Consider the following 23,114-nt stretch of genomic DNA (forward strand, 5'->3'; position numbering starts at 1 on the left):
GCATTCAATTGGTCGTGATTTTGTAACCGGAGAGTGCGCGCGATGGCCGTTCCGAACCCAGCCTTCCCCCTGGATCCCCTGCTTCCGGCGGATCCGGAGCGGCTCGGCGGGCACCGGCTGCTCGGCCGTCTCGGCGTGGGCGGGCAGGGCGTGGTCTACCTCGGCGAGGGCCCGGACGGCCCGGTCGCGATCAAGCTGCTGCACGAGCGCCCGCCGGACGGCACGCCCGCGCGGGCGCGGTTCCTCCGAGAGCTGGCGCTGCTGCCGCGCGTCGCCGGGTTCTGCACGGCGCGCTTCCTCGGCACGGGCGAGCACGGCGACCGGCCCTACCTCGTCAGCGAGTACGTGCCCGGGCCGTCCCTGCGCGAGCTGGTCGCCCGGCGCGGGCCCCGGCGCGGCACCGACCTCGACCGGCTGGCGGTCAGCTCGATCACCGCGCTCGCCGCGATCCACCGCGCCGGGATCGTCCACCGCGACCTGAACCCGCGCAACATCCTCGTCGGCCCGGACGGCCCGCGCGTGATCGACTTCGGGGTCGCGCGCACCCTGGACGGCACCGCCCAGGCCGTCACCGGGCCGATCCCGGCGAGCTCCCGCCGGGGCGGCCCGCCGGTCCTCGGGGGCCTGGTCGGGACGCCCGCCTACATGGCGCCCGAGCAGTTCTCCGGCGGGACGGTCGGGCCCGCCGCCGACCTGTTCTGCTGGGCCGCGACCCTGCTGTTCGCCGCCACCGGCGAGGACCCGTTCGGCAGCGGGCCCACGACGGCCGTCATCTACAAGATCCTCTGTGAGAGCCCGGACCTGTCGGCGCTCCCGCCGCACCTGGCCGAGCCCGCCGCGGCCTGCCTGTCCAAGGATCCGGCGTCCCGTCCCACCGCCGAGACCGTCCTGCTGGGGCTGCTCGGGACGCCCGTGGAGACCGTCCAGCCGTCCGACCCGGCCCCTCCGGCTCCGCCGGACGGTGGGACGAGGCGGCGGTCATGGGCCCTGGTGGCGGGGCTCGCGCTCGCGAGCGTCCAGGCGGCCGGGGACGTGATGGGCCTGGCGGCCTTCGTCGCGCAGCCCGACCTCAGCGCCGGGCCCGCCGGACGGCTGCTGGTCGCGGTCGCCATGGTCTTCGCGGTGCTCGCGGTCGTCACGTTCGTCGCGATCCTGCCGGCCTGGCGCGGCGGCCGCGACGCGATCTGGACGGTCGTGGCCGTCCGGCTCGCGCGGGTCGTCCTGTGGGCGGCGTGGAGCGTGCACGTCTCGGTGCCGCTGCCCTCCCTGCTCGCGCAGGCGGCACTGTCCTCGCTGGCCGCCGTCCTGCTGCTGTGGGGCCTGCCCGAACGCGACTGATCGAGGTCACGTCGCGGGCGGGGCGGCGGGCTCGGCGGATTCGGCGGGTTCGCCGAAGGGCGACACGTCGCGGCGTTCCAGGGCGGCGGCCATCAGGTCGGGGAAGGCGTCCGGGGTGCAGGCGAACGCGGGGATGCCGAGCGCGGCCAGCGCGGCGGCGTTGTCGTGGTCGTAGGACGGCGTGCCCTCGTCCGACAGCGCCAGCAGCACGATCACCTGGACGCCCGCGCCCGCCAGGGCGGCGGCCCGGCGCAGCATCTCGTCCCGGACGCCGCCCTCGTACAGGTCGGTGACCAGCACCAGGACGGTCTCGTTCGGCCGGGTCACGAGGGTCTGGCAGTAGGCGAGCGCCCGGTTGATGTCGGTGCCGCCGCCGAGCTGCGTGCCGAACAGCAGCTCGACCGGGTCGTGCAGCTGGCCGGTGAGGTCGACGACGGAGGTGTCGAACGCGACCAGCGACGTGCGCAGCGACCGCGTCGACGCCAGGACGGCCCCGAACACGCTCGCGTACACCACGGACGCGGCCATCGACCCGGACTGGTCGACGCAGAGCACCACGTCGCGCCGGACGGCCCGTCCGCGCCGTCCGTGCCCGACCAGCCGCTGCGGCACGAGCGTGCCCCGGTCCGGCTGGTAGTGGCGGAGGTTCGCGCGGATCGTCCGGTCCCAGTCGACCTCGGAGGGACGGCGCGGACGGGCCGACCGCGCGGCCCGGTCGAGCGCGCCGCCGACCGCCGACCGGGTGCGCTCGGCGAGCCGTTCCTCCAGGTCCCGGACCAGCGCGCGGACGACCTTCCGCGCCGACTCGCGGGCCCGGTCGGGCAGCACCCGGTTCAGCGACAGCAGCGTGCCGACCAGGTGGATGTCGGGTTCGACGGCGTCCAGCAGCTCCGGTTCGAGGAGCAGCCGGGTGAGGTCGAGCCGGTCGATCGCGTCCTTCTGCATGACCTGGACGACCGGGGACGGGAAGTACTCCCGGATGTCGCCGAGCCAGCGCGCGACCGACGGCGCCGAGTCGCCGAGCCCGGCGCCGCGCCGTCCCGGCCGGGACCGGCCGCCGCCGTCACCGGACCCGTAGAGCTTGGCGAGCGCGCCGTCCATGCGCGCGTCGTCGCCGGTCAGCGTCACGCCGGTGCCGTCGGCGGCCTCGCCGCCGAGCACCAGCCGCCACCGCCGCAGCCGCTCCGCCTCCGGGGTGTCGGTCATGATCCGGCCTCCGTTCCGAGGGTGCGCGGGTCCGTTCCGGGGGTGTGTGGGTCCGTCCCGGGGGCGCGCGGGTCCGTTCCGGGGGTGTGCGGGTCTGTTCCGAGGATGCGCAGGACGGTCGCCGTCGCGGGCCCGGCCCGCACGGGGTCGACCGGGTCGTCGCCCGGCCGGGCGGGCGAGGCGTCCGACAGGTGCCGGACGCGGTCGCCGATCGCGCGCCGCTCGGCCGCCGCGAACTCACCGAACGCGCGCCGCAGCAGCGGCAGGACGCCTGTGAACGCGTCGGCGGGCAGGCCCGCGATCCACGCGTCCACGAGCCGGAGCAGCGCGTCGTCGTGGACGAGCACCAGCCCGCCCTCCGACAGGAACCCCTCGACCCACGCGGCGGCGCGCGAGGGCTCGGCCCCGGACGACACGGCGCGCGCCATCCGGTCGGGCACGTCGGTGAGGATGCCCGCGTCGAGCAGCAGCCGGGTGAGCCGTCCTCCGAGGAGCCCGTGCAGGCCGTCGCGGTCGACGAGCAAGGCGAGCGTGGTGTGCCAGCGGGCGGTGTGCGCGTCGTCGTCGAGCAGCGCGAGTGCCGAGTGCGCGCGGTCGAGACGGCCGAGCAGGTCGCGTGCGGCGTCGTCGTTCAGGCCGCGCGACGCCGGGACGAGCCCGACGCACACGCGCACGACCAGGCCGTCCACGACTGTGCGGAGCGGGCCGGTGCCGGTGCCGGTGCCGCGCACGTCGCCGTAGCGGAGCGCGCGCACGAGGGCGGGCAGGGCGTCCATGAGGTGCGCGACGTCGCCGTCCAGCGCGGCGCGGTCGGCGAGCGTCCGCATCACGCCCGGCAGCGCCGTCCCCAGCCCGGCGAGCAGGCAGCGCTCGACCACGGACGTCAGCTCGGCGAGCGACTCCGCCTCGCCCGCCATCGCGCCCGCGCGAGCGGCGGACGCTCCCGCGACCGTCGTTCCCCACGCGCTCGCCTCGATCAGCTCGACGTCGAACTCCGGCCGCCAGCACAGCGTCCAGGTCTCGCGGAACGTGCCCTTGCCGCGGCTCTCCGCCGGGACGCCCCAGTCGACCTCCAGCAGCCGCAGCCGGTGCAGCAGGTGGCTGCGCGCGAGGTCGACGTCGCGGCGCAGGTCGAGCTCCAGGTCACGGGCGTCGGCGGACGGCGCGAGCCGCAGCCGCCGCTGCCGGTCGGCCAGGTCGCGCTGGAGCGGCACCATGGGCGTGTCGTCGGGGACGGACCCGAGCCGCTCGCCGACGACCATCCGCCGCCGGATCAGCTCGACCGGCAGGTCGGCGCCCTCGCACAGCACCGCGCGCGTCGCCTCGGTCACCTCGTCCAGCCCGGCGAGCGGACGGCCGCGCAGCGCGGCCAGCGCCTCCGCCAGCCGGACGGCCTCGATGACGTGCGCGGACGAGACGTGCAGGTCTTCTTGGCGCAGGATCCCGGCGGCGGTGGTCAGCCATCGCTCCACCGGACGGTCCGGAGCGGCGAACAGGTGCGCGTACCAGCCCGGCGACCGCACGCCCGCGCCGTAGCCGGACCGCTCGGCGAGCCGTCCGTGCGTCCACGGCACCCACGTCATCGACACCTTGGCCTTGGGCAGGCCGCGCAGTGTGCGGTCGTCGCGCGCGACCGGGACCCGCGCCAGGATCGCCGGGACGTGCCAGGCCCCGCACACCACGGCGACGCGTTCGAAACCGTCCTTGAGCGCGCGGCGCAGCGTCCGGCGCATCGCCGCCTCACGCTGCTCCTCGCGGACGAGGTGCCCCGGCGGGAGCCCCGCGAGGGACGGCTGCTCGGCGACGCGTTCTCGCAGCTCGGACATGGCTTCGGCGATCGCGGGGAACGGGGACGGGCCGCCGTCCCGATGCTCGACGACGTCGTCCCACCAGCGTTCGGCGTCCTCGTACCCGGCCGCGCGCGCGAGCCACCCCAGCGGGTCGAGCCGAATGCCCGCGTCGTCCCCGCCGGGTTCGCCGGCCGTCCTGTTCCGGTCGGACGCGTCGTCCTTGGTGGCAGTGCCGTCGGGTTCGGGTTCGGTGGGTGGGATGAGCTGGTTGGCGGCGGGCAGGTCGCAGAAGCGGACGGCCGCGCCCTCGCCCAGCGCGTACCGGACGGCCTGCCATTCCGGGCTGAACTCGGCGAACGGCCAGAACGCGGCCCGCCGGTCGGACCAGGACGCGGCGTCGTCCCCGGGAACGGGCGGCTCGCCGGGCGCGTAGGCCAGCAGCGCCACCGGCGGCACCATGTCGGGCTCGGCGGCGAGGTCGACGATCGCGTCGGCCTCCGGCGGGCCCTCGATCAGCACCGCGTCCGGCTTGAACTCGTCCAGGGCGCGCCGGACGGCCCGCGCCGACCCCGGCCCGTGGTGCCGGATCCCGAACACCTCGACCCGCGCACCTGTGGCCGCCTCCGCCAACGCGTCGGTGGCGCCCGTCGCGACCTCCGTCAAGAGACCTCCCGGCAGGCGCGGTAGAAGTCGGCCCAGTCCGGGCGCTCGCGCACGACGGTCTCCAGGTACTCCTGCCAGACGACCCGGTCGGACGCCGGGTCCTGGACGACGGCGCCGACGATGCCGCCCGCGACGTCCGGGGCGCGCAGGACGCCGTCGCCGAAGTGCGCGGCGAGCGCCAGGCCGCTGGTCACGACCGAGATCGCCTCGGCGGTGCTGAGCGTGCCGGACGGCGACTTCAGCTTCGTCCGGCCGTCGCCGGTCAGCCCGGCGCGCAGCTCCCGGAACACCGTGACGACCCGGCGGATCTCCTCCAGCCCGGCCGGGGCCTCGGGCAGCTCCAGCGCGCGGCCCAGCTGCGCCACCCGGCGCGCGACGATCTCCACCTCGTCCGCCTCGGACGCGGGGAGCGGCAGCACGACGGTGTTGAACCGGCGGCGCAGCGCGGACGACAGCTCGTTGACGCCCCGGTCGCGGTCGTTCGCCGTCGCGATCACCGTGAACCCGCGCCGCGCCTGGACCTCGGTGTTCAGCTCCGGCACCGGCAGCGTCTTCTCCGACAGCAGGGTGATCAGCGAGTCCTGGACGTCGCCGGGCATGCGGGTCAGCTCCTCGACGCGCGCGACCATGCCGCATCGCATCGCGCGCATGAGCGGGCTCTCCACCAGCGCCCGCTCGGACGGCCCCTCGGCGAGCAGCCGCGCGTAGTTCCACCCGTACCGGACGGCCTCCTCGGGCGTCCCGGCCGTGCCCTGCACCAGCAGCGTCGAGTCGCCCGAGATCGCCGCCGCCAGGTGCTCCGACATCCACGTCTTCGCGGTGCCGGGGACGCCGAGGAGCAGCAGCGCCCGGTCGGTCGCGAGCGTCGCGACCGCGACCTCCACCAGGCGGCGCGGGCCGATGTACTTGGGCGAGACCTCCGTGCCGTCCGGGAGGCCGCCGCCGAGCAGGTAGGTGGTCACCGCCCACGGCGACAGCCGCCAGCCGGGCGGACGAGGCCGGTCGTCGTGCTCGGCCAGCAGCGCCAGCTCGCGGGAGTACTGCTGCTCGGCGTGCGGCCGGAGCACCTCGTCGGGGGCCGTCTCGGGGGAGGTCCCGTTGTCGGGCACGGTCACGGGTGGAGCTCCTTCAGCATCTCGGCACGGAAGCGGAGGGTCTCGGTGAGGTCGGTGAGGACGGTGCCCGCCACCCCGCCGGGATCGGCGGTGAGGTGGCGTTCGGCCAGGCCCTGGACGCGGGGCGCGAACACGGGGGAGAGGCGCTGGTCGGCGAGGCGGCACAGCTGGGCCAGGGTGTGCTCGTGCCGGTGCGTCTGCCGGTCGGCGGCGGTCGAGAGGGTCGCCACCACGGCGTCGGCCAGCTCGCCCGTCCACGGGCCGGCGACGCGTTCCAGCACACGCGGCAGCTCGGGCCCGCCCGCGACCCAGCGGATCAGCCCGGCCGCCGCGCCCTCGCGTTCGGTGCCCGGCAGGACGGTCAGCAGGTCGGCCAGGGCGTCCGGCTCGTCCACGACGACGCCGCCCTTCAGCAGCGCCCGCGCCCACGCCGGGTCGCGCTGCCGCAGCGCCGCCCGCGCCCACCCGATGTGGACGTCGCGCGCGGCCCGCCCGGAGTCGCCCGCCGCGTCGGTGATCGGCAGGCAGACGACCTCCATCGGCGGCAGGGAGAACAGATCGGTCCAGGTGGAGAGCGGGGTGCGCGCGAGGATCTCGCGCAGCCACGCCGCGCGCGTGCCGACCGGGCCGCCTCCCGCGCCCGCGGGCGCGAACGACCCGCTCGGGTGGAACGGGACGCCGTCGCGCTCCAGGTCTTCGTCATGTGTCTCGGGCGGCTCGACCACGACCCACAGCTGCCGCCGCTCCCGGACGGTGCGGAACTCGGCGTGCAGGCACGCGCGGGCGCGCGAGGCCATCCGCCGTCCATAGGCCGAGTCGGGAAGCCGCGCGAGCAGGTCGGACGCGAGCTGCCGGACGTCCTTGCCCCGGTCTTCGAGCGCGGCCTCGAGGAAATCCTCGTCGTCCATCGACAGGCCGCGCGCGAACGTGCCCAGGAACGCCGCCCGGTCGGGCGCGGCCTCCTTCGCCCACACCGAGCCCAGCGTTGCGCGCGCCCCTGCCGGGTCGCTCCCGCGCAGGCGCGTGAGGAACGCGACGCGCTGCTGCCGGGTGCCGGTCTCCCACACCTCGTCGCCGCCGCCCGGATCGTCCCCGGCCCCGACCAGGTACGCCCAGTCGGTGTTCCGCAGCGCCAGCCACACCCCGCGATGCCCGGCCGCGCGCGCGATCGCCGGACGCAGCATCCGGTCACCGCGGCCCTTCTCCAGCAGTTCGGGCAGCAGCCGCGCGGGAACCCGCCAGCCGCCGCGCGCCGCCGCGTCCAGCCACTCGGGCAGGACCGTGACCTGCTCACCGGCGAGGATCCGGGTCAGCCGCCGCGCCGCGGCCCTCGGGACCACGGGAAGCTCCTCGTCGGGCGCGGCGGCGACCGCCTCCACACCGTCCCGGCGGGGGAGCGCGCCAGCCCGCCTCCGGACGGCCAGAACGGCCGCCTGGTCGAGCAGGCGGCGCGCCGCGTCCCGGTCGTGACCAGGGGTTTCGCCGGGTGGCGCCTGGCGGCGGTCGGTGCCCAGCAGCGCCGCGCTCACATGCTCGGACCAGGTGCTCACAGCAGCACGACCCCCTCTTCGGGATGCCAGAGCGCGAGCGGATGCAGGCCGTCCGGCGTCCACTCGCCGGACAGCGTCACCGGCCCGCCCCCCGACACCGCCAGCAGTGGCCACGGATCGCCCGTCCGGACCGGCAGCGCGTCTCCGTCGGCGTCGAGAACATGCAGGTCACCGCGCTCATCCCGGGCCGGGCGGACCTGCGCCAGCACGGCGGGCCAGCGGTCGAGCCACGGATCGCCCGCAAGGGCCTCGGCGTACTCGTCCAGCAGACCGCGCACGGACGTCCCACCCGGCGCCCGCCGCGCCCCCGCCTGCGTCGCGCCCGCCTGCGTCGCGCCCGCCTGCGTCGCGCCCGCCTGCGCGGCCCCGGCCTGCGCGGCCCCGGCTCGTGGCGATCCTGGCCGCCGTGGCCCGGATCGCCGGGAACGCTCGGCCACGAGGGCGCGCAGGCCGTCCGGATAGAACGCCAGGACGGCATCGACATGCGCCCCGACCTTGAGCGACGCGTCCAGCGGACGGCCCCGGGCCGCGAACGACAGCACCAGGGCCGAACGCCCGCTCTCCGCGCCGCGCAGCCAGACGCGCCGTGTCGTGAGCTGGTCGAGGGTCGTGTCACGCGCGCCGATCACACACCACGTGTCGTGGACGCTCTCACCGTGGGCGAGGACGTCGTCGTGCGGCATGGTGAACCCGATACGCGCGCGCACGATCTCGCGCAGGCGCGGCGGCAGCGCGTCGCGCCCCTGGTACGCGCGCACGAGCAGGCGCAGCAGCGCGTACTCGGCGAGCAGCCGCTCGGGCCAGCCCGTGCGGCGCGGCACCCCGGCGAGCGCCTTCACGTGCGCGGCCAGCGAACCGGCCGACGCGTCGACCAGCCGCCGGGACGCGTCGTCCCACAGCCGGTAGGGAGCCCGCTCGGCCCGCGCCAGCCCGTGCGCGACCTGGTCGCGCAGCCACTGGTCGAGCTCGGCGAGACCGTCTCCCACCCGCCGCTCACGGCGCTCGGCGGTCCTGGGATCGCGCCCCCGCCCACCCGCGTTCGAAGCCTCGCTCACACCGTCGAACCTATCCGCCGGGTACGACATTCTCCGGTGTTCCCGACAGCGCGTCAGAAGGCCCGGTCAGCGCGCAAAAGTCGGTCTTCGGCGGCCCCGGCGTCGGTTCTTCGGCGGCTCCGCCTTCACCCCTTCAGCGGCCCCCGCCCTTGCCCGCGGTCGGACGGCTGCGGCGCCTGCGGGCGCGTAGGCGGGCCTTGCGCTTGCGGTGATAGGACCCTCGGTCCAGGTGCTTCGCGGCCATGGCCCATGATCCGTCCGCACGCGCGCGATGGCGAGCGCGTGGCCGCGTGCGGACAGGTGTACTCAGGTACACCCGGTGCTCGGTGTTCAAGCCCATGGGGGACGAATGCGCCGGTCGGCAAGCTGAATCACGTGAAGAACACCATGCAACGCATCGCCATCGCCTCCCTCGCCACCGCGGCCTTGACCGCCGCCGTCGCCCCGGTGACCGCCGTCGCCGCGTCCGCGTCCACCCCGTCCGGCGCGTCCGCGCAGGCCGGTGCGTTGAAGCAGACCGCGCTTCAGAAGGCCGTGGACCAGCTGGTCAAGGACGGCCAGCCGGGCGTCATCGCGCTCTCGCGGCGCGGTGACGAGGTCACCCACGTCACCGCCGGTTTCGCGAACACCGCCACGCGCCAGAAGATGACCCCTGACCTGCGGTTCCGCATCGCCAGCGTGACCAAGACCTTCACCTCCGCGGTCGTCCTGCAACTGGTCGCCGAGCACCGGCTCTCCCTGGACGACACGGTCGCCCGATGGCTGCCCGGCGTCCTCATCCGCAACGGCAACGACGGCCGGAAGATCACCGTCCGGCAGCTGCTCGCCCAGACGTCCGGCCTGAACGAGTACGCGACGGACCCGCGGCTCTGGCAGGACCCCGCTCGCGTCTGGAAGCCGCGCGAGCTGGTCGACATCGCGCAGGAGAAGGCACCGCTGAGCAGGCCGGGCGCGAAGTGGAACTACGCGAACACCAACTACGTCCTCGCCGGGATGATCGTGGAGAAGGCCACCGGCCACCCGTTCGGCGTCGAGCTCCAGCGCCGGATCGTCAAGCCCCTGAAGCTGCGCCACACCTTCCTGCCCACCGCCGACACCGGCTTCCACGGCTCCTACGTGCACGGGTACTTCGGCCAGTACGGCGACATGAGCACCGTGATCAGCCCGTCCAGCGGCTGGACGTCCGGCGGCATCGTCTCCACCGTGGACGACGTGGCGCGCTTCCAGCGGGCCCTGGTCACCGGAAGGCTGCTGCCCGCGCGCGTCCAGAAGGCGCTGATGACGACGCGTCCGGTCACCGACGACTGGGTCAAGGAGGACTACGGCCTCGGCCTCGCCCGCATCAAGACGTCCTGCGGGTTCGCGTGGGGCCACGACGGCGGCTGGCCGGGCTACCGCACCTGGTCGTACACCAGCCGGGACGGCAGGCGGCAGGCCGTGATCACCTACAACCAGTCCGACCCGGCGCTGGAGGCCAAGCCCGCCTTCCGCGCCGACATCACCAAGGCGATCGACGCCGCCCTCTGCCGCTAGGCGCGCAGGGCGAAGGCCCCGCCGAAAGGCGAAGAAGGCCCCCGTCCGACACGCGTCGGCGGGGGCCTTCGAACGGGCTCGGGAGTCCGAGCCCGGAGGTGCGGCGGTCAGAGGTGCGGCGCGGACGCGCCGCCCGGGAGCAGCAGCGCGCCGCCCGCCACCAGCGACAGCAGCGCGACCAGCCCGAACACGGTCACCCAGAACATGCCGGGCACGCCCGTCAGGTGCGCGAGCTGGTCGGCGTCGGAGCTGGGGGCCATCCGGCGGGTCCGCATCCGCTGCAGCTCGACGACCGGACGGGTGCCCGCGAGCAGCAGGAACCAGGCGGCCAGGTAGCCGAACACCGCCTGGACGGTCTCACCGGCGAACCAGGAGACCGCGAACACCACCGCGCCGGTGAGGATCACCGACAGCGCGCCGTAGGCGTTCCTGATCATCACCAGCGTCCCGGCGAGCAGCAGCAGCGAGAACCACAGCATGAGCGTGATCCGGCCGCCCGCCAGCAGCGCCGCGAACAGCAGCCCGAGCAGCGGCGGCGTGATGTACCCGGCCATCGCCGTGAACACCATGCCCGGCCCGTGCGGCTTGCCGCGCGACACGGTCACGCCGGACGTGTCGGAGTGCAGTTTGATGCCGTCCAGCTTCCGGCCGGTCAGCAGCGCGACCAGGGCGTGCCCGCCCTCGTGCGCGATGGTCACCACGTTGCGCGCGAGCCGCCAGGTCGGGCCGTGGGCCACGGCGGCCAGGGCCACGACGGCGGCCAGCGCCACCAGCCACCACGGCGGGGCCTGCTGGGTGCCGGTCAGCCTGTCGAACATGTCGGCGATGCTCACCTGGTCGTTCACGTCCACCTCGGGTCTTGTCGGTCCGCGCTGCCCAAGAGTAGGACGTAGGGGGTAAGCCCCGCGTTCGGTTACATCTGGATCGCTCCTCCGTCGTGATCAACCAGCCGCTTTGCCAAAAGTTGATCCATAGGGTGAGGTCTGGGGATGAAGTACTGGATCGCCGCAGGGCTCACGCTCGCCGGGGGAGTGGTGCTGTCGGCCGCCCTGTACGGCGAGGGTGCGACCGGCATGGTCAGCCTGATCGGCGTTCCGGGGCTGCTCGTCGCCCTGTTCGCGGCCCCCGCACTGTCCTCCCGGCGACCCGGTGAGCTCGGACGCGTCGCCGCTGGGGCCGCCGTCCTGCTGGTGGTCGGGCTGCTGCTCCTGGTCGCGGTCGCGCCCGAGTACACGCTGCTCTTGGCCCTGCTGGGCGCCCTGCTCCTGATGATCGGGTGGCCCCTGGCGGCCTCGGCGGCCTGCCTGATGGCGGTCGCGTCCGTCCGGGCGGGACGGGCCCGGAACGTCGCGCGCGTCTGGGCGCGGATGGCGTGGACCTGGCTGCTGGCCCTCGCCGCGACCTACGGGTTCGGCCTCGCCCACTTCGACGACGACATGCTCGACGCCAAGGACGGTGTGTGCCGCATCACTTCGGAAACCGCTTCGGTCGGCCATGAGGGCGGGCAGTCACTGCTGCCGCTGAGCGACACGTCCTGCGGGGCCGACACCGTGCCCGGCTTCGTGAACCCGCTGCTCACGGTGCTCACCGCGCTCGTCGTCCTGTGCCTGGCCGGGTACGGCGCCACGCGCCTGCGCGCGAGCCGCCCCAGCCCCGCCGCCTGAGCGCGGGCCGCGCCCGTTCCGCCGCCTGCGCGCGGGCTGTCCCCATCCTTTCGCCTGAGCCGTCCGCCGCGCGATCGCGTCAGAGCGCGGTGACGCGGCCGCGGGGCGGGCACCAGGACGAGTGGAAGTCGCTGTAGGGCCAGTCGGCCTTGCGGGCCCCGGCCGCGTAGGCGCTCTGCAGGAAGTCCAGCAGGACGCCGCGCGGGTCGTCCGACGTCCGGACGGCGTCGTAGCGCAGCCGCGCCTGGTGCGTCATCCCGGTCTGTTCCCAGGACGCCTCGGCGGGCGAGAGCGGCTGCCCGGTCAGGCCGTCCGGCTCGGGGTGGGTGTAGGAGTAGAACGCCGAGTACGGGGTGGCGCGGTCGCCGGCCCACCAGCCGCAGCTGATCACCTCGTGGCTGTAGGCCTCGGCGCTCACCGGGTCCGCGCCCTCCATGGGCGGCGCGGACCGGCCCGAGAACCGCGCGGTCGCCAGGTCGAAGCTGTGCCAGAACAGCTGGACCGGGCTCGCCTTCCCGTCGAACCAGCTCTGGAACTCGCAGAACGCGTCGTCCACCCAGACCAGCGCGTCCCGGAACCGCTCGATCGCCGCCCTGTCGTAGGAGGCGTGCTCGGTGTCGTCCGCGAACGGCGTGGTCATCGGGACGCCGAACGGCTCCGCCTTGATGTCCACCCGGATGCCCAGCTCGCGCAGCAGCGCCTCGAGCTCGTAGTAGAACCCCGACACCGACAGGCCGTCCCGCAGCGGGACGGCCTCCTCACGGTCGCGGGTCCGGACGACGAGCCGGTGCTGGACGAGGTCGAACGAGATCCGGAAGTGGACGCCGTCGTGCAGCAGCCGCTGCGTCGAGTAGCCGTGCTCGTCCACCCGCAGCGTCACGTGCCACCAGTGGTTGCGGGGCGAGATCGAGGCGAGCTGGATCTTCCCCACGATCTGCGTCCACAGGTGCAGGGTGTCCTTGGTGTCGGCCCAGTCGGCGAAGGGCGGGAGTTCCGGCGGCGCGGCGCTTTCGGGCGATGCGGTGCTCATGCCTCGCCTTCTACCCTTCCTGGAACGACCGCACAACCCGGGGGCCCGTCCTGGGACGATCTTTGTGCCGCCGGTGAATATATTTCTCCCATGGTGTCCCCTTCGCCGAATACGGCTCCGCGGCCCGTCCGCACTCCGACGGTGGCCGACCTGCGCGCGGCGGCCGGACGTGTCGCCGCGGTGCTCGAGCCCACGCCGGTGCTGCCCACCGCGCTCGCGCCCGGCGCCCTGCTCAAGGCCGAGACGTTGCAGCCGACCGGCTCGTTCAAGATCAGGGGCGCGCTGGCGGCGATGGCCGGGCTGCCGGCCGGGGCGCCCGCCGTCACCGCGAGCGCCGGGAACCACGGCCTCGGGTTCGCGCACGCCGCCGCCCGGACGGGCGTGGACGCGACCGTCGTGGTGTCCGAGCACGCGTCCCCGGCGAAGGTCGCCAAGATCGCGTCCTACCCGGTCGACCTCGTCCGGCATGGCGCGGACTACGACGCCGCCGAGGCGCACGCGCTGTCGCTGCCCGGCCGGTTCGTCTCGCCCTACAACGACCCGGACGTGATCGCGGGGCAGGGCACGATCGGCGTCGAGCTCGACGCCCAGACCGAGGGCCCGCTGACCGTCGTCGTTCCGGTCGGTGGCGGCGGGCTGCTCGCGGGCCTCGCGCTGTGGGCGTCCACGCGGGACGACGTGCGGCTGGTCGGTGTCGAGTCGTCGGCGTCGCGCGGGCTGTCGGCCGCCGTCGCCGCCGGGCGGATCGTCCCGGTCGAGGTCGGCGACAGCATCGCGGACGGCCTGGTCGGCAACCTCGAGCCCGGCAGCGTCACCCCGGGCCTGGTCGCCGCCGCGGACCCCGTCCTCACGCACGTGTCGGACGCCGAGATCCGCGCGGCGATGCGCTGGCTGTTCACCGAGCACGGCCTGGTCGCCGAGGGCTCGGGCGCGGCGGGCGTCGCGGCCGTCCTCGCGGGCAAGGCCGAGCCGGCCGGACGGCTCGTGGTCGTCCTGACCGGCCGCAACGTCACCGTGGACACCTACCGGCAGGCCATAGCCGTCGCAGATGCTTTTTGGCGGGAAATAAAAGGCAAATCCGGCGACATCGTTAAGCGTTCTCTCAATTCCGGGTCGGCGGACCTTCGCGCTCCCTAACTTTGGGTCGTCATCGGCCTCGGATCGTCATCGATCCCCGGGAGTAGCTGCAGAAGGAGTCGCCGCGATGCCGGAAGACGTCACGACGAAGGCCCGGGCGGAGGCGCTGTACCGCGATCTCGTCCGCCTGGCGTATCTCGTCCTTCCGGGAACCGAGAGGCGCGTCTACCGGCTCGCGCTGGCCCGCCGCATCGTGGACGGCGTGCTGTCCGGACGCATGGGCCTCGGCGTTCCGGTGGGCGCGGCGGACGGCGAGGCCGTGCGGGCGCCGTTACGCGCGCGGGTCCTGCGGCGCGCGGCGCGTCCGTCCAGGCTGCTGCGCATCGGGCTGAACCCCTGGCTGAAGGCGCTGCCCGGACGATTGCCCGACCCGGCGCTGACCGGCGCGCTCGCGCGGCTGGAGATGCCCGTGCGGGTCGCCTGCGTGCTGCGCACGGTCTCCGGGATGTCCCGCTTCCAGGTCCGGGACGCGCTGGTCGGGCTGGGCGTGAAGGACCCGTGGACGGCGATCGAGGCCGCCGAGGAGGTCCGGCTGCCCATGCCCGCCGCGCCGTTCGAGCCCGCTTCGCGGCGTCCCCTGCGGCGCCGTTCCAAGGCGCCGGTCGTCGGGGCCTCGGTCCTCACGGCGGGGCTGCTCGGCGCGCTGGCCGTGAACGAGAACGGCTCGGCGCTGGGCGAGCACGGCACCCGCGGCCTGCGGCTCGTCTCCGCCGCCCCGAACGCCTGGGCGCACGGCCACCGCGCGCTCGCCACCTGGCCCGCGCGGGGCGATCTCGCCGCCGACCGCGCCCTCACCCATGGCGCCCTGTCGGCGTGGGCCGGGCTGCGCGGGACCGGAACCGTCAGAGGAGGCGCGGCGCAGTTGCTCTACGCCGGTCACCTGGACGGACGTACCGTCGCGGTGCTGCGTGACGGTGACCGCGTCGCGCGCTATTCGGGTCCGGGACGTCCGCTGGAGGTCGCGGCGACGGGGACGGACCCGTCCGCCCCGGTCGCGCTCGGCGGCGGCCGCTACCTGCTCGCCCCCTGGGAGACCGGGGCGGCCGTCCCCGGCGGCGACGCCGTCCGGGTCAGGAACGGCGTGACCGAACCACTCGCGCCGCGCACCCACTGCGGACGCGGCCCGGTGCTCGACCTCACCGGCCCGGACGGTAGCCGCACCATCGGCGACCTCGGCGGGGCCCGGCCCGTGGTGCTGAGCTACCGCACCGACGCCTCGTCCGCCGGGGGAGACAAGAGCGCGTCGACGCACCGCATGCCAGGACGGCTCGGCGGCACCGGCCTGAAGCTATGGGACCGGCTCGGCTGCGTCCTCCCGCAACCGGCCCGGCCGGTGGACCGGGCGGACGCGGCGGACTTCTGGTCGGGGTCCGTGCCGCACGGCGGCGGCAGCGCCGACTGGGTGTGCGCGCGGCTCGACTTCGCGGGCGGCGGCAGCGCCGGTCAGGCGGCGTTGGTGGGCCACGCCGACGACTCCACGCTGTCGGCGGGCGCGGGCGGCTGCGACGAGCGGCGCCCGGTGTCCGGGCTCTGGTGGCGCGCGGACAGCGGCAACTGGTACTACCTCGCCGCCGCAGGCCGGGGGCTCATGCCGAAGGCGGACGGCCCGCTGCGGAACGTGGACGTCAGCCGCCGCCTCCTGGTCGCCATCCCGCACGGCGACGCCGGCCACCGCCCGGACGCGCCGGTCGAGCTGACCGTCCGGGACTCGTGACCGGACGCCTGAGGGCGGAGAGGACGGGCCGCCCGCCTTCTCTCTGAAAACAGGAATGGAACGGGTCGAGGAGTTTCCCGTGACGGAGGAAATCAGCGCCAATTCCGTGGCGAACAAGCGCTATCGGCGACTTGCGCGGATCGCCTATCTCATCCTGCCGGAAAGGCTCGAACAGCACGACCGGGTGGTGCTGGCGCACTGGATCGTCGGCCGCGCCCGGCGCCGCCGTGACCGCCGGGGCGACGCCGAGGTGATCTATGCCGGGCTGCGCCGCCGGGTGCTGCGCGCCGCGCTCCGCTCCGCCGCGCGCGTCGAGCAGCGCGGGCCGCGCGCCGAGCGGATCCGGTCCGCCGCCTGGCTGCGCATCCAGCCGTTCGCTGACGGAGATCCTGAGCCGCTGGCCCTGGTCGCCGGCCTGCCGCCGCGCGGCCGTGCCGCGTACGCGCTGCTGTGCCTGGAGGAGCTGCCCGAGGACGAGGCGCGCGAGGAGCTCGCCGCCCTCGGCGTCCCGGGCCCGGACGGCGCGCTCGCCGAGGCCGCCGCCGTCCCGCCGCTCGGCGAGGCGGAGATCCGGGCGCTCGACCCGACCGTCGTCCGGCTGCACGGCCGCCGCATGTTCCGTCCGCTGGCCGGCGCCGGCCGGTCGCGCCGGCGGCGCGGTGTCCGGGTCGTCCTCGGCGTCACGCTGGCGGCGGTGCCTGTGGCGACCGTCGCCGCGTTCGCGCTGGCCGGCGGCCGGTTCCCGATCGCGGGCGTCCGGCTCGCGGGGGACCCGTCCGCCGAGCCGCCTGGCGGACGCGTCGTCGCTGCCCCGGCGGATTTGTGGCGGCGCAGCGCCCGGCTCGACCTCACGGTCTGGCCTGCGCGCGGCGACCTCGTCCGCGACCGCGCCTTCGTGTCCCAGGCCGTCCGCGCCTGGGAGGCGCGGACGCCTCGAGCGGCGTCCGGGGCCGGAGGTCCGCAGCTGCTCTTCGCCGGGACGACCGGGACGCGCCGGGTCGTCCTGCTCCGCGACGGCGCGACCATCGCCCGGTTCACGGGCGACCGCCTGGAGGTCTTCCCTGTCGGCCGGTCGCAGCAGGACGGCGCGTCGCCGCTGAAGGTCGCGCCGGGCCGGTACCTGCTGCCGCCGTGGGTGACCGGCGTCCGCGCCGCCGACCTGGCGTCCGGCGGGACGAGGGGCGCCGCGGCCTGGACGACTGTGCCCGTCCTCGACGGGCTGACCGGGGATGTCCCGCAGCAGGCCGCCGGGCGCGGCGGCTGCTGGCGCGGGCCGGTGCTGGAGCTGTCGCAGCCGCAGGTCCCGGACGGCCGTCCGTACACGGTGGCCGACCTCGGCGGCCTGGTCTCGGCGGACCTGCTCTACCAGCCCGCGCCGCCCGGACCCGCCTGGCCGCACCCGGTGGGCGGCGGGCCGGACGCGCTGCCCGCCGGGTTCGCGCTGTGGCGTCGGCTCGGGTGCGGCGCCGCCGGACCGGCCGCGCTCGACCGGCGCGGAAGGGGCGACGTGGAGTCCGCGACCGCCCGCGAGTTCTGGACCGGCGCCCTCCCGGACGGCGCGGGCCCCGGCCACTGGATGTGCGCGCGCTACGCCTACTCGGGCGGACGCAGCGCGACCTACGCCGTCCTGACCGACGACAAGGGCGTGCACGTCACCGGCCGCCGCCTCGACACGCCCGACTGCTCGTCCGCGGGCGGCGACCTGGCGAGCGCCGGATGGTGGCGGTCGCCGAAGGGGCGCTGGTACTACCTCGCCGCCGCGAGCCGCCGCGTGACCGCGCTCTCCGCGGAGGGCCCGTTCCAGCCGGCCACGACGACCGGCGACTTCCTCGCCGGTCGCGGTCCGGTCGCGCCCGTCCCGCCGTCCGGGCGGATCGCGGTGACCGCGCGCGACTTCACCAAGGCCCCGGTGCAGGTCTACCGCCGTCCGGGCGGCTGACCGTCCGGGCGGCCGTCCGAGTCGATCACCGGGGGACCCTGCCGTCAGTGCTTGCTTACTCCGTCGGGCACAATGGGGGCATCGATCGACGAGAGGGGCGCGTGATGGGACGAGGGCCGCTGGCCGGGGTCAGGGTGGTCGAACTGGCGGGCATCGGGCCCGGCCCGTTCGCCGCGATGCTGCTGGCCGACCTGGGGGCCGACGTCATCCGCGTCGACAGGGCGGCCGCCGCGCGCAAGGGCGGCGGCGCGACCGGCGGGACCGACTTCACCAACCGGGGCAAGCGCTCCATCGCCGTGGACCTCAAGAGCGACCGGGGGCGCGAGCTCGTCCTGCGGATGGTGGAGCGCTCCGACGTCCTGCTGGAGGGGTTCCGTCCGGGCGTCACCGAGCGCCTCGGCCTCGGCCCGGACGACTGCCTCGCCCGCAACCCCGGGCTCGTCTACGGCCGCATGACCGGCTGGGGCCAGGACGGCCCGCTCGCCCAGAGCGCCGGGCACGACATCGGCTACATCGCGATCACCGGGACGCTGCACGCCATCGGCCGGGCGGGCGGCCCGCCGCAGGTCCCGATGAACCTGCTCGGCGACTTCGCGGGCGGCAGCATGTACCTGGTCGTCGGGATCCTCGCCGCGCTGCTGGAGTCCCGCGCGAGCGGCCGCGGCCAGGTCGTGGACGCCGCGATCGTGGACGGCGCGTCCCACCTGTCCACCTTCATCCACGGGTTCATGGCGGGCGGGCTCTGGAAGGACGAGCGCGGCGTCAACATGCTCGACACCGGCGCGCCCTGGTACGACGTCTACGAGACCGCCGACGGCGAGCACATGGCGGTCGGCGCGCTCGAGCCGCAGTTCTACGCCGAGTTCCTGCGCCTGCTCGGCCTCGGCGACGCGGAACTCCCCAGCCAGCACGACCGCGACGGCTGGCCCGAGCTCCGCGAACGCTTCGCCGCCAAGTTCAAGGAGCGCACCCGCGACGAGTGGGCCGAGGTCTTCCTGCCGTCGGACGCGTGCGTCGCGCCCGTCCTGTCGATGACCGAGGCCGCCCGCCACCCCTACAACGCCGAGCGGGCCGTCTTCGTCGAGCGCGACGGCCACCTCCAGCCCGCCCCGGCCCCCCGCTTCTCGCGCACCCCGGCGGACACCGAGGGCAAGCCCGCCCTCCCCGGCGGGCACACCCGCGCCGTCCTCGCCGACCTGGGCATCGACGACGCCGACGACCTCATCGCCTCGGGGGCCGTCGCCGAGAGCTGACCGTCCGAGCGCCTTCCGGGGCCGTCGTCCGTGGCCGGACGGCGGCCCTTCGGCATGCCGTGGCAGGTCAGAGGGGGAGCGGTCCCTCGGGTGGGACGGCCGAGAGTTCGGCGATGTGGTGGCGCAGGGCCTCGGCGAGCTCAGGTGGGCCGACGCGGTCGGGCTGCAGGACGGAGTGCATGGTGAGGCCGTCCAGGAGCGCGTTCAGCCGAATGCGCTCGGCGTGCAGGTCGAGGCCGGGACGCAGCGCGCCGAGCCCGTCGGCGGCGGCGAGCAGGGTGTCGATCATCCAGGCCAGCTCGTCGAACATCTCCAGCGCGTGGCGGCGCAGGTCGGGGCGGGTGCGCGCGGACGTCGTGAACGCCAGCCAGACCTCGGCCTCCTCGCGGCGGCGGTCGTCCAGCGGCAGGATCTCGGCGAGCAGCCGCTCCAGCGCCGCGACGTGCTCGGCGGGCGGCGCGTCCGTGTCGGGCGTCCTCAGCTGCCCCACCGCCGCGAGGATCCGTGCCCCGGCGCGTTCGGCGAAGTACCGCATCGCGAAGATCATCAGATCGGCCTGGCCGTCGAAGTAGTGCCGGACCGAGCCGATCGCCAGGCCCGCCTCGGCCGCGACCGCGCGCAGGGACGCGTGCTCCAGTCCGTCGCGCCGGGCCACCCGGAAGATGGCCTCGGCCACCTCGCGGCGGCGCTCCCCGGGGTCCACCAGCTTGGGCATGGTTGCTTTATAGCACACCCGTGCTACGTTGGATTCAGTGCGGTGACGCCAAGTCGACCCACGGCGGCCGGGCGGAGCGCTAGTCGCGGACCGCGCGTCTCCTGGGGCGGCGCTTGACGTCCACGCCGCCCCAGAAGGCCAGGCCGGAGATGACGATCTCCGGCGCGCCGGGGATGCCGGGGCCGCTCGCCAGATGCTCGAAGCCGCCCATGATCCCTATGCCCGTCACCCGGACGTTCACGTCGTCCGGCACGACGATGTCGATCCCGCCCATGATCGCCACCGCGGTGATGTGGACCGTCGCCGAGGTGAACCGCGCCTCGCGCAGGTCGAGGTCGCCGCCGCCCCAGAACGCGAACGCGGTGAACGACTCCGGGACGGTCCACGCGCCCTTGCGCTCGAACCCGCCCATGATCGCGACGCCGTTCGTCCACGTCGGCGTCTCGCCCGGCGCGATGACGAACCCGCCCGCGGTCCCGGCCGGACGCGCCGCCGGCGTCCCGGCCGGAGCGGACCCGGCGTCCGGGAGGTCGCGGGTCAGCGGCTCGAGCTCGGCGTAGGTCTTCGCCTTGTAGACCGCGTCCAGCCGCTCGTCCACCTCGTCCAGCGTGAGCCGGCCCTCGCCCGCGGCCTCCCGGAGGATCTGCGCGACCCGGTCGCGGTCGGCGTCGGAGGCCCGCATCTCCGGAGGGCGCGCGGGGTCTGGCTTCTCGGGCAGATTCGTCATGCCGCCCACCCTAGGCCCGGATCCGCCGCCCGCCGCAGGCGGGACGAGGCCGTTCTCAGCCCCGGCGGACGCGGCGGACCCAGGCGGCGATCTGGTCGCGGGAGGACAGGCCGAGCTTGGCCTGGACGTGCTCGACGGCGGTGTCGACCGTGCGCCGCGCCACCGACAGGCGGTCCGCGATCTCGCGGTTCGACAGCCCGCGCGCGACCAGCACCGCGACCTCGCGTTCGCGGGCGGTGAGCGGCTGCCGCTCCGGCCGGGGCGCGGGCTCGCCGCGGGCCAGCGCGATCGCCTCGGCGACCGACAGCCGCGCGCCGCGCTCCTTGGCCGCCTGGAACCGCTCCGGGGGCAGCCGCTTGCGCAGCGCGTGCTCGGACGTGGCGCGCCGCCGCTCGTAGTCCGGCCCGTACAGCCGGGTCGCGCCGAGCCGCCGCCACATCGCCTCGGTCGCGCCGAGCAGCATCGCCGCCTGCTCGTACTCGCCGTGCACGACCGGCGCGGGCGTGAGCAGGTCGAGCGCGAGCGTGATGCCGAGCTGGTCGCCGAGCCGCTCCTTGATCCGCAGGCAGGCGAGCAGGTCGTCGGTCGCGGCCCGGTGCTCGCCGAGCCACCACAGCGCCGCGCCCCGCGCGTACAGCGCGAACGAGTGGCACCAGCGTTCGCCGGACGCCTCGCCGTCGCGGGCCGCGGCGTCCGCGAGCGCGAGCGCCTCCCGCTCCTTGCGCTGCAGCAGCAGGACGGTCGACAGGTGCGGGCCGGTCAGCAGCGCCAGCGGGTCCCGGTAGCCGAGCCGGCCGAACGCCTCGCGGGACTGCTCCATGCGGGCGCGCGCCTCGTCCAGCTCGCCCTCGAACAGCGCGATCAGGCCCTCCCCGTGGACGACGTGCGCCAGCAGATCGGGCGCCGACGCCGCCTCGGCCGCCTCGGGCAGGACCGCCGCGGTCGCGGACGAGTCGACGGTGGCCGTGGCGAACAACTGGCGCGCCCGGTCCGTCTCGCCCTGCTGGACGGCGACCATCCCGGCGCCGTAGGCGATCCACGCCCGGTCGAGCGCGACGCGCGCCGGGTTCCCCGCGGACCCGGTCGGCGCCTTCAGGGCCCGGTCGTGCCAGCGCCGGGCCTCGCCGAACATGCCCAGGCAGATCCAGTAGTGCTGGAGGACGACCGTCAGGTGCAGCCCGGTCGCGACCTCCTCCTCCGTGGTGAGCGAGTACTCCAGCGCGACGCGCAGGTTCGGGTTCTCCTCGCCCAGCCGGGTCAGCCAGCCGAGCTGCTCGGCGCCGAGCGCCGCGTCGCGCGCGCGTTCGGCCAGGTCGAGATAGTGGTCGCGGTGGCGTTGCCGCAGGCTGGGGCCCTCGCCGAGTTCGGCGAGCCGCTCCGCGCCGTACTCGCGCAGGGTGTCGAGCATCCGGTAGCGGCGGCCGTCCCGCTCGACCTGGACGACCGACTTCTCCACCAGCCGTCCGAGCACCTCGAACAGCTCCCCGTCGGGCAGCCCGTCGCCGCCGCAGACGCGTTCGGCGGCGGTCAGGTCGAAGTCGCCGGGGAACACCGACAGCCGCGCCCACAGCAGCCGCTCCTCGCCGGTGCACAGCTCGTGGCTCCACTCGATCGCGGCGCGCAGCGTCCGGTGCCGGTCGCCGCCCGCGCGCGCGGTGCCGAGGAGCCGGAACCGGTCGTCCATCCGCTCGGCGAGCTGCTCCACCGACATCGTCCGCATCCGGACGGCGGCCAGCTCGATCGCGAGCGGGATGCCGTCCAGCTGCGCGCACAGCCGCGCGACCAGCGGACGGTTGTCCTTGGTCAGCGTGAAGCCCGGGACCATCGCCTCGGCGCGGTCGGCGAACAGCACGACCGCGTCGTCCGCGCCCGGGTCGTCCGCGCGCCCGGACGTGCCCGCCCGGCTGCTCCCGCTCCCCGTGCCGTCCGTCGTGTCGTCCGCCGAGGTCCCGGGGTCCGCGGCGACGGCCAGCGGCGGGATCACCAGGTTGTGCTCGCCCATCACGTCCAGCGGCTCGCGGCTGGTGGCGAGCACCCGCAGCCGGGGCGCGGCCCGCAGCAGCGTCTCGACCAGGGCGGCCGTGCCCTCGACCAGGTGCTCGCAGGTGTCCAGGACGAGCAGCAGCTCACGGTCGGACAGGTGCTCGCAGAGCCGGTCGGTCTGGTCGCCCGCCGCCTGGCCGGGCAGCCCGAGCTTGTCGGCGACGTGCCGGGCGAGCAGGTCCGGCTCGCGCAGCGCGGACAGCTCGACCAGCCACGCGCCGCCCTCGAACCCGCCGCGGACCTCGGTGGCCAGCCGGAGCGCCAGCCGGGTCTTGCCGACCCCGCCCACCCCGGTCAGCGTGACCAGGCGCGAGCGGGTCAGGACGCGCCTGGCCTCGGCCAGCTCGCGCCGCCGGCCGATGAACCGGGTCACCTCGGCGGGCAGGTTGCCGCCGTGCCGGTCGTCCGCCAGTGCCGTCACCGGTCACCTCGTTGGGGGAGGGAGCGTGGGGATGCGTGGGTGGCTCTGAAGCCTGTCGGATGGAAGCGTCAGGATGGGTGCATCGTACGCCGTCGACGGTGCGGCCACCGGCGTAACGCGGGTCAATACGGCCGGTTACGGACGGCCTTCCCGCTCCGTCCGCACCACCTCCGTCGGCATGCTCCACGCTCGCACATCCGCCGCCCTCGCGCCCCGACCTC

17 protein-coding genes are annotated in these 23,114 nt (G+C 75.3%); 7 read left to right on the top strand and 10 right to left on the bottom strand.

The window, feature by feature from the left end:
• Positions 1 to 42 precede the first annotated feature (42 nt).
• On the top strand, positions 43 to 1,338 hold the full coding sequence (locus AB0L06_RS39455) for a serine/threonine-protein kinase (protein ID WP_500236406.1): 1,296 nt from the start codon (positions 43 to 45) through the stop codon (positions 1,336 to 1,338).
• 6 nt (positions 1,339 to 1,344) lie between these two features.
• On the opposite strand, the gene AB0L06_RS39460 is transcribed toward AB0L06_RS39455, so the two are convergent.
• The 5 genes from AB0L06_RS39460 to AB0L06_RS39480 are packed head-to-tail and all read right to left on the bottom strand — an operon-like array spanning position 1,345 to position 8,717.
• Positions 1,345 to 2,544 (bottom strand): VWA domain-containing protein, encoded by a 1,200-nt coding sequence (locus AB0L06_RS39460; RefSeq protein ID WP_500236408.1) that lies wholly within the window; start codon positions 2,542 to 2,544, stop codon positions 1,345 to 1,347.
• Positions 2,541 to 4,997, bottom strand: a complete 2,457-nt coding sequence (locus AB0L06_RS39465) for a DUF5682 family protein (RefSeq protein WP_500236409.1) — start codon at positions 4,995 to 4,997, stop codon at positions 2,541 to 2,543. The genes AB0L06_RS39460 and AB0L06_RS39465 overlap by 4 nt, the downstream gene beginning before the upstream one ends.
• Positions 4,994 to 6,112 carry an ATP-binding protein gene (locus tag AB0L06_RS39470; protein ID WP_500236410.1) on the bottom strand — a complete coding sequence of 373 codons (1,119 nt, stop codon included), beginning with the start codon at positions 6,110 to 6,112 and terminating at the stop codon, positions 4,994 to 4,996. The genes AB0L06_RS39465 and AB0L06_RS39470 overlap by 4 nt, the downstream gene beginning before the upstream one ends.
• Positions 6,109 to 7,662 (bottom strand): DUF5691 domain-containing protein, encoded by a 1,554-nt coding sequence (locus tag AB0L06_RS39475; protein WP_500236412.1) that lies wholly within the window; start codon positions 7,660 to 7,662, stop codon positions 6,109 to 6,111. Before AB0L06_RS39475 ends, AB0L06_RS39470 begins: the two co-directional genes overlap by 4 nt.
• Positions 7,659 to 8,717 carry an SWIM zinc finger family protein gene (locus AB0L06_RS39480; RefSeq protein ID WP_500236413.1) on the bottom strand — a complete coding sequence of 353 codons (1,059 nt, stop codon included), beginning with the start codon at positions 8,715 to 8,717 and terminating at the stop codon, positions 7,659 to 7,661. The genes AB0L06_RS39475 and AB0L06_RS39480 overlap by 4 nt, the downstream gene beginning before the upstream one ends.
• 375 nt (positions 8,718 to 9,092) lie before the next feature.
• Here AB0L06_RS39480 and AB0L06_RS39485 point away from each other — a divergent pair, with 375 nt between their 5' ends.
• Complete coding sequence (locus AB0L06_RS39485; protein WP_500236414.1) at positions 9,093 to 10,250, top strand: serine hydrolase domain-containing protein; 1,158 nt, start codon at positions 9,093 to 9,095, stop codon at positions 10,248 to 10,250.
• A gap of 107 nt (positions 10,251 to 10,357) precedes the next feature.
• On the opposite strand, the gene AB0L06_RS39490 is transcribed toward AB0L06_RS39485, so the two are convergent.
• Positions 10,358 to 11,068 (bottom strand): M50 family metallopeptidase, encoded by a 711-nt coding sequence (locus AB0L06_RS39490; protein ID WP_500236484.1) that lies wholly within the window; start codon positions 11,066 to 11,068, stop codon positions 10,358 to 10,360.
• A 171-nt stretch (positions 11,069 to 11,239) separates the two neighbouring features.
• Between AB0L06_RS39490 and AB0L06_RS39495 the strand changes: the two genes are divergently transcribed.
• Positions 11,240 to 11,914, top strand: coding sequence for a hypothetical protein (locus tag AB0L06_RS39495; protein ID WP_500236416.1), 675 nt, complete (start codon positions 11,240 to 11,242; stop codon positions 11,912 to 11,914).
• Positions 11,915 to 11,993: 79 nt separating this feature from the next.
• Here AB0L06_RS39495 and AB0L06_RS39500 read toward each other — a convergent pair whose 3' ends face one another.
• On the bottom strand, positions 11,994 to 12,944 hold the full coding sequence (locus AB0L06_RS39500; protein ID WP_500236417.1) for a DUF5996 family protein: 951 nt from the start codon (positions 12,942 to 12,944) through the stop codon (positions 11,994 to 11,996).
• 90 nt (positions 12,945 to 13,034) lie between these two features.
• Here AB0L06_RS39500 and AB0L06_RS39505 point away from each other — a divergent pair, with 90 nt between their 5' ends.
• From AB0L06_RS39505 to AB0L06_RS39520, 4 genes are all read left to right on the top strand, one after another.
• On the top strand, positions 13,035 to 14,081 hold the full coding sequence (locus tag AB0L06_RS39505; protein ID WP_500236419.1) for a threonine ammonia-lyase: 1,047 nt from the start codon (positions 13,035 to 13,037) through the stop codon (positions 14,079 to 14,081).
• A 67-nt stretch (positions 14,082 to 14,148) separates the two neighbouring features.
• Positions 14,149 to 15,795 carry a hypothetical protein gene (locus tag AB0L06_RS39510; protein WP_500236420.1) on the top strand — a complete coding sequence of 549 codons (1,647 nt, stop codon included), beginning with the start codon at positions 14,149 to 14,151 and terminating at the stop codon, positions 15,793 to 15,795.
• Between the two features lie 79 nt (positions 15,796 to 15,874).
• Complete coding sequence (locus AB0L06_RS39515; RefSeq protein WP_500236421.1) at positions 15,875 to 17,734, top strand: hypothetical protein; 1,860 nt, start codon at positions 15,875 to 15,877, stop codon at positions 17,732 to 17,734.
• Positions 17,735 to 17,838: 104 nt separating this feature from the next.
• A complete protein-coding gene (locus tag AB0L06_RS39520; protein ID WP_500236423.1) occupies positions 17,839 to 18,987 on the top strand; it encodes a CaiB/BaiF CoA transferase family protein in 1,149 nt (382 codons plus the stop codon).
• 67 nt (positions 18,988 to 19,054) lie between these two features.
• Here AB0L06_RS39520 and AB0L06_RS39525 read toward each other — a convergent pair whose 3' ends face one another.
• The 3 genes from AB0L06_RS39525 to AB0L06_RS39535 form a co-directional block, all read right to left on the bottom strand.
• Positions 19,055 to 19,702, bottom strand: a complete 648-nt coding sequence (locus tag AB0L06_RS39525; RefSeq protein ID WP_500236425.1) for a TetR/AcrR family transcriptional regulator — start codon at positions 19,700 to 19,702, stop codon at positions 19,055 to 19,057.
• Positions 19,703 to 19,781: 79 nt separating this feature from the next.
• Entirely contained in the window at positions 19,782 to 20,429 is a 648-nt protein-coding gene (locus tag AB0L06_RS39530) for a DUF1707 SHOCT-like domain-containing protein (RefSeq protein ID WP_500236427.1), read from the bottom strand.
• A 55-nt stretch (positions 20,430 to 20,484) separates the two neighbouring features.
• Positions 20,485 to 22,893: an ATP-binding protein gene (locus tag AB0L06_RS39535; RefSeq protein WP_500236428.1), complete on the bottom strand. Its 2,409-nt coding sequence runs from the start codon at positions 22,891 to 22,893 to the stop codon at positions 20,485 to 20,487.
• Between the last annotated feature and the right edge of the window lie 221 nt (positions 22,894 to 23,114).

The organism is Spirillospora sp. NPDC052269 (assembly GCF_040679435.1).
In the GTDB taxonomy this organism is placed as follows: Bacteria; Actinomycetota; Actinomycetes; order Streptosporangiales; family Streptosporangiaceae; genus Spirillospora.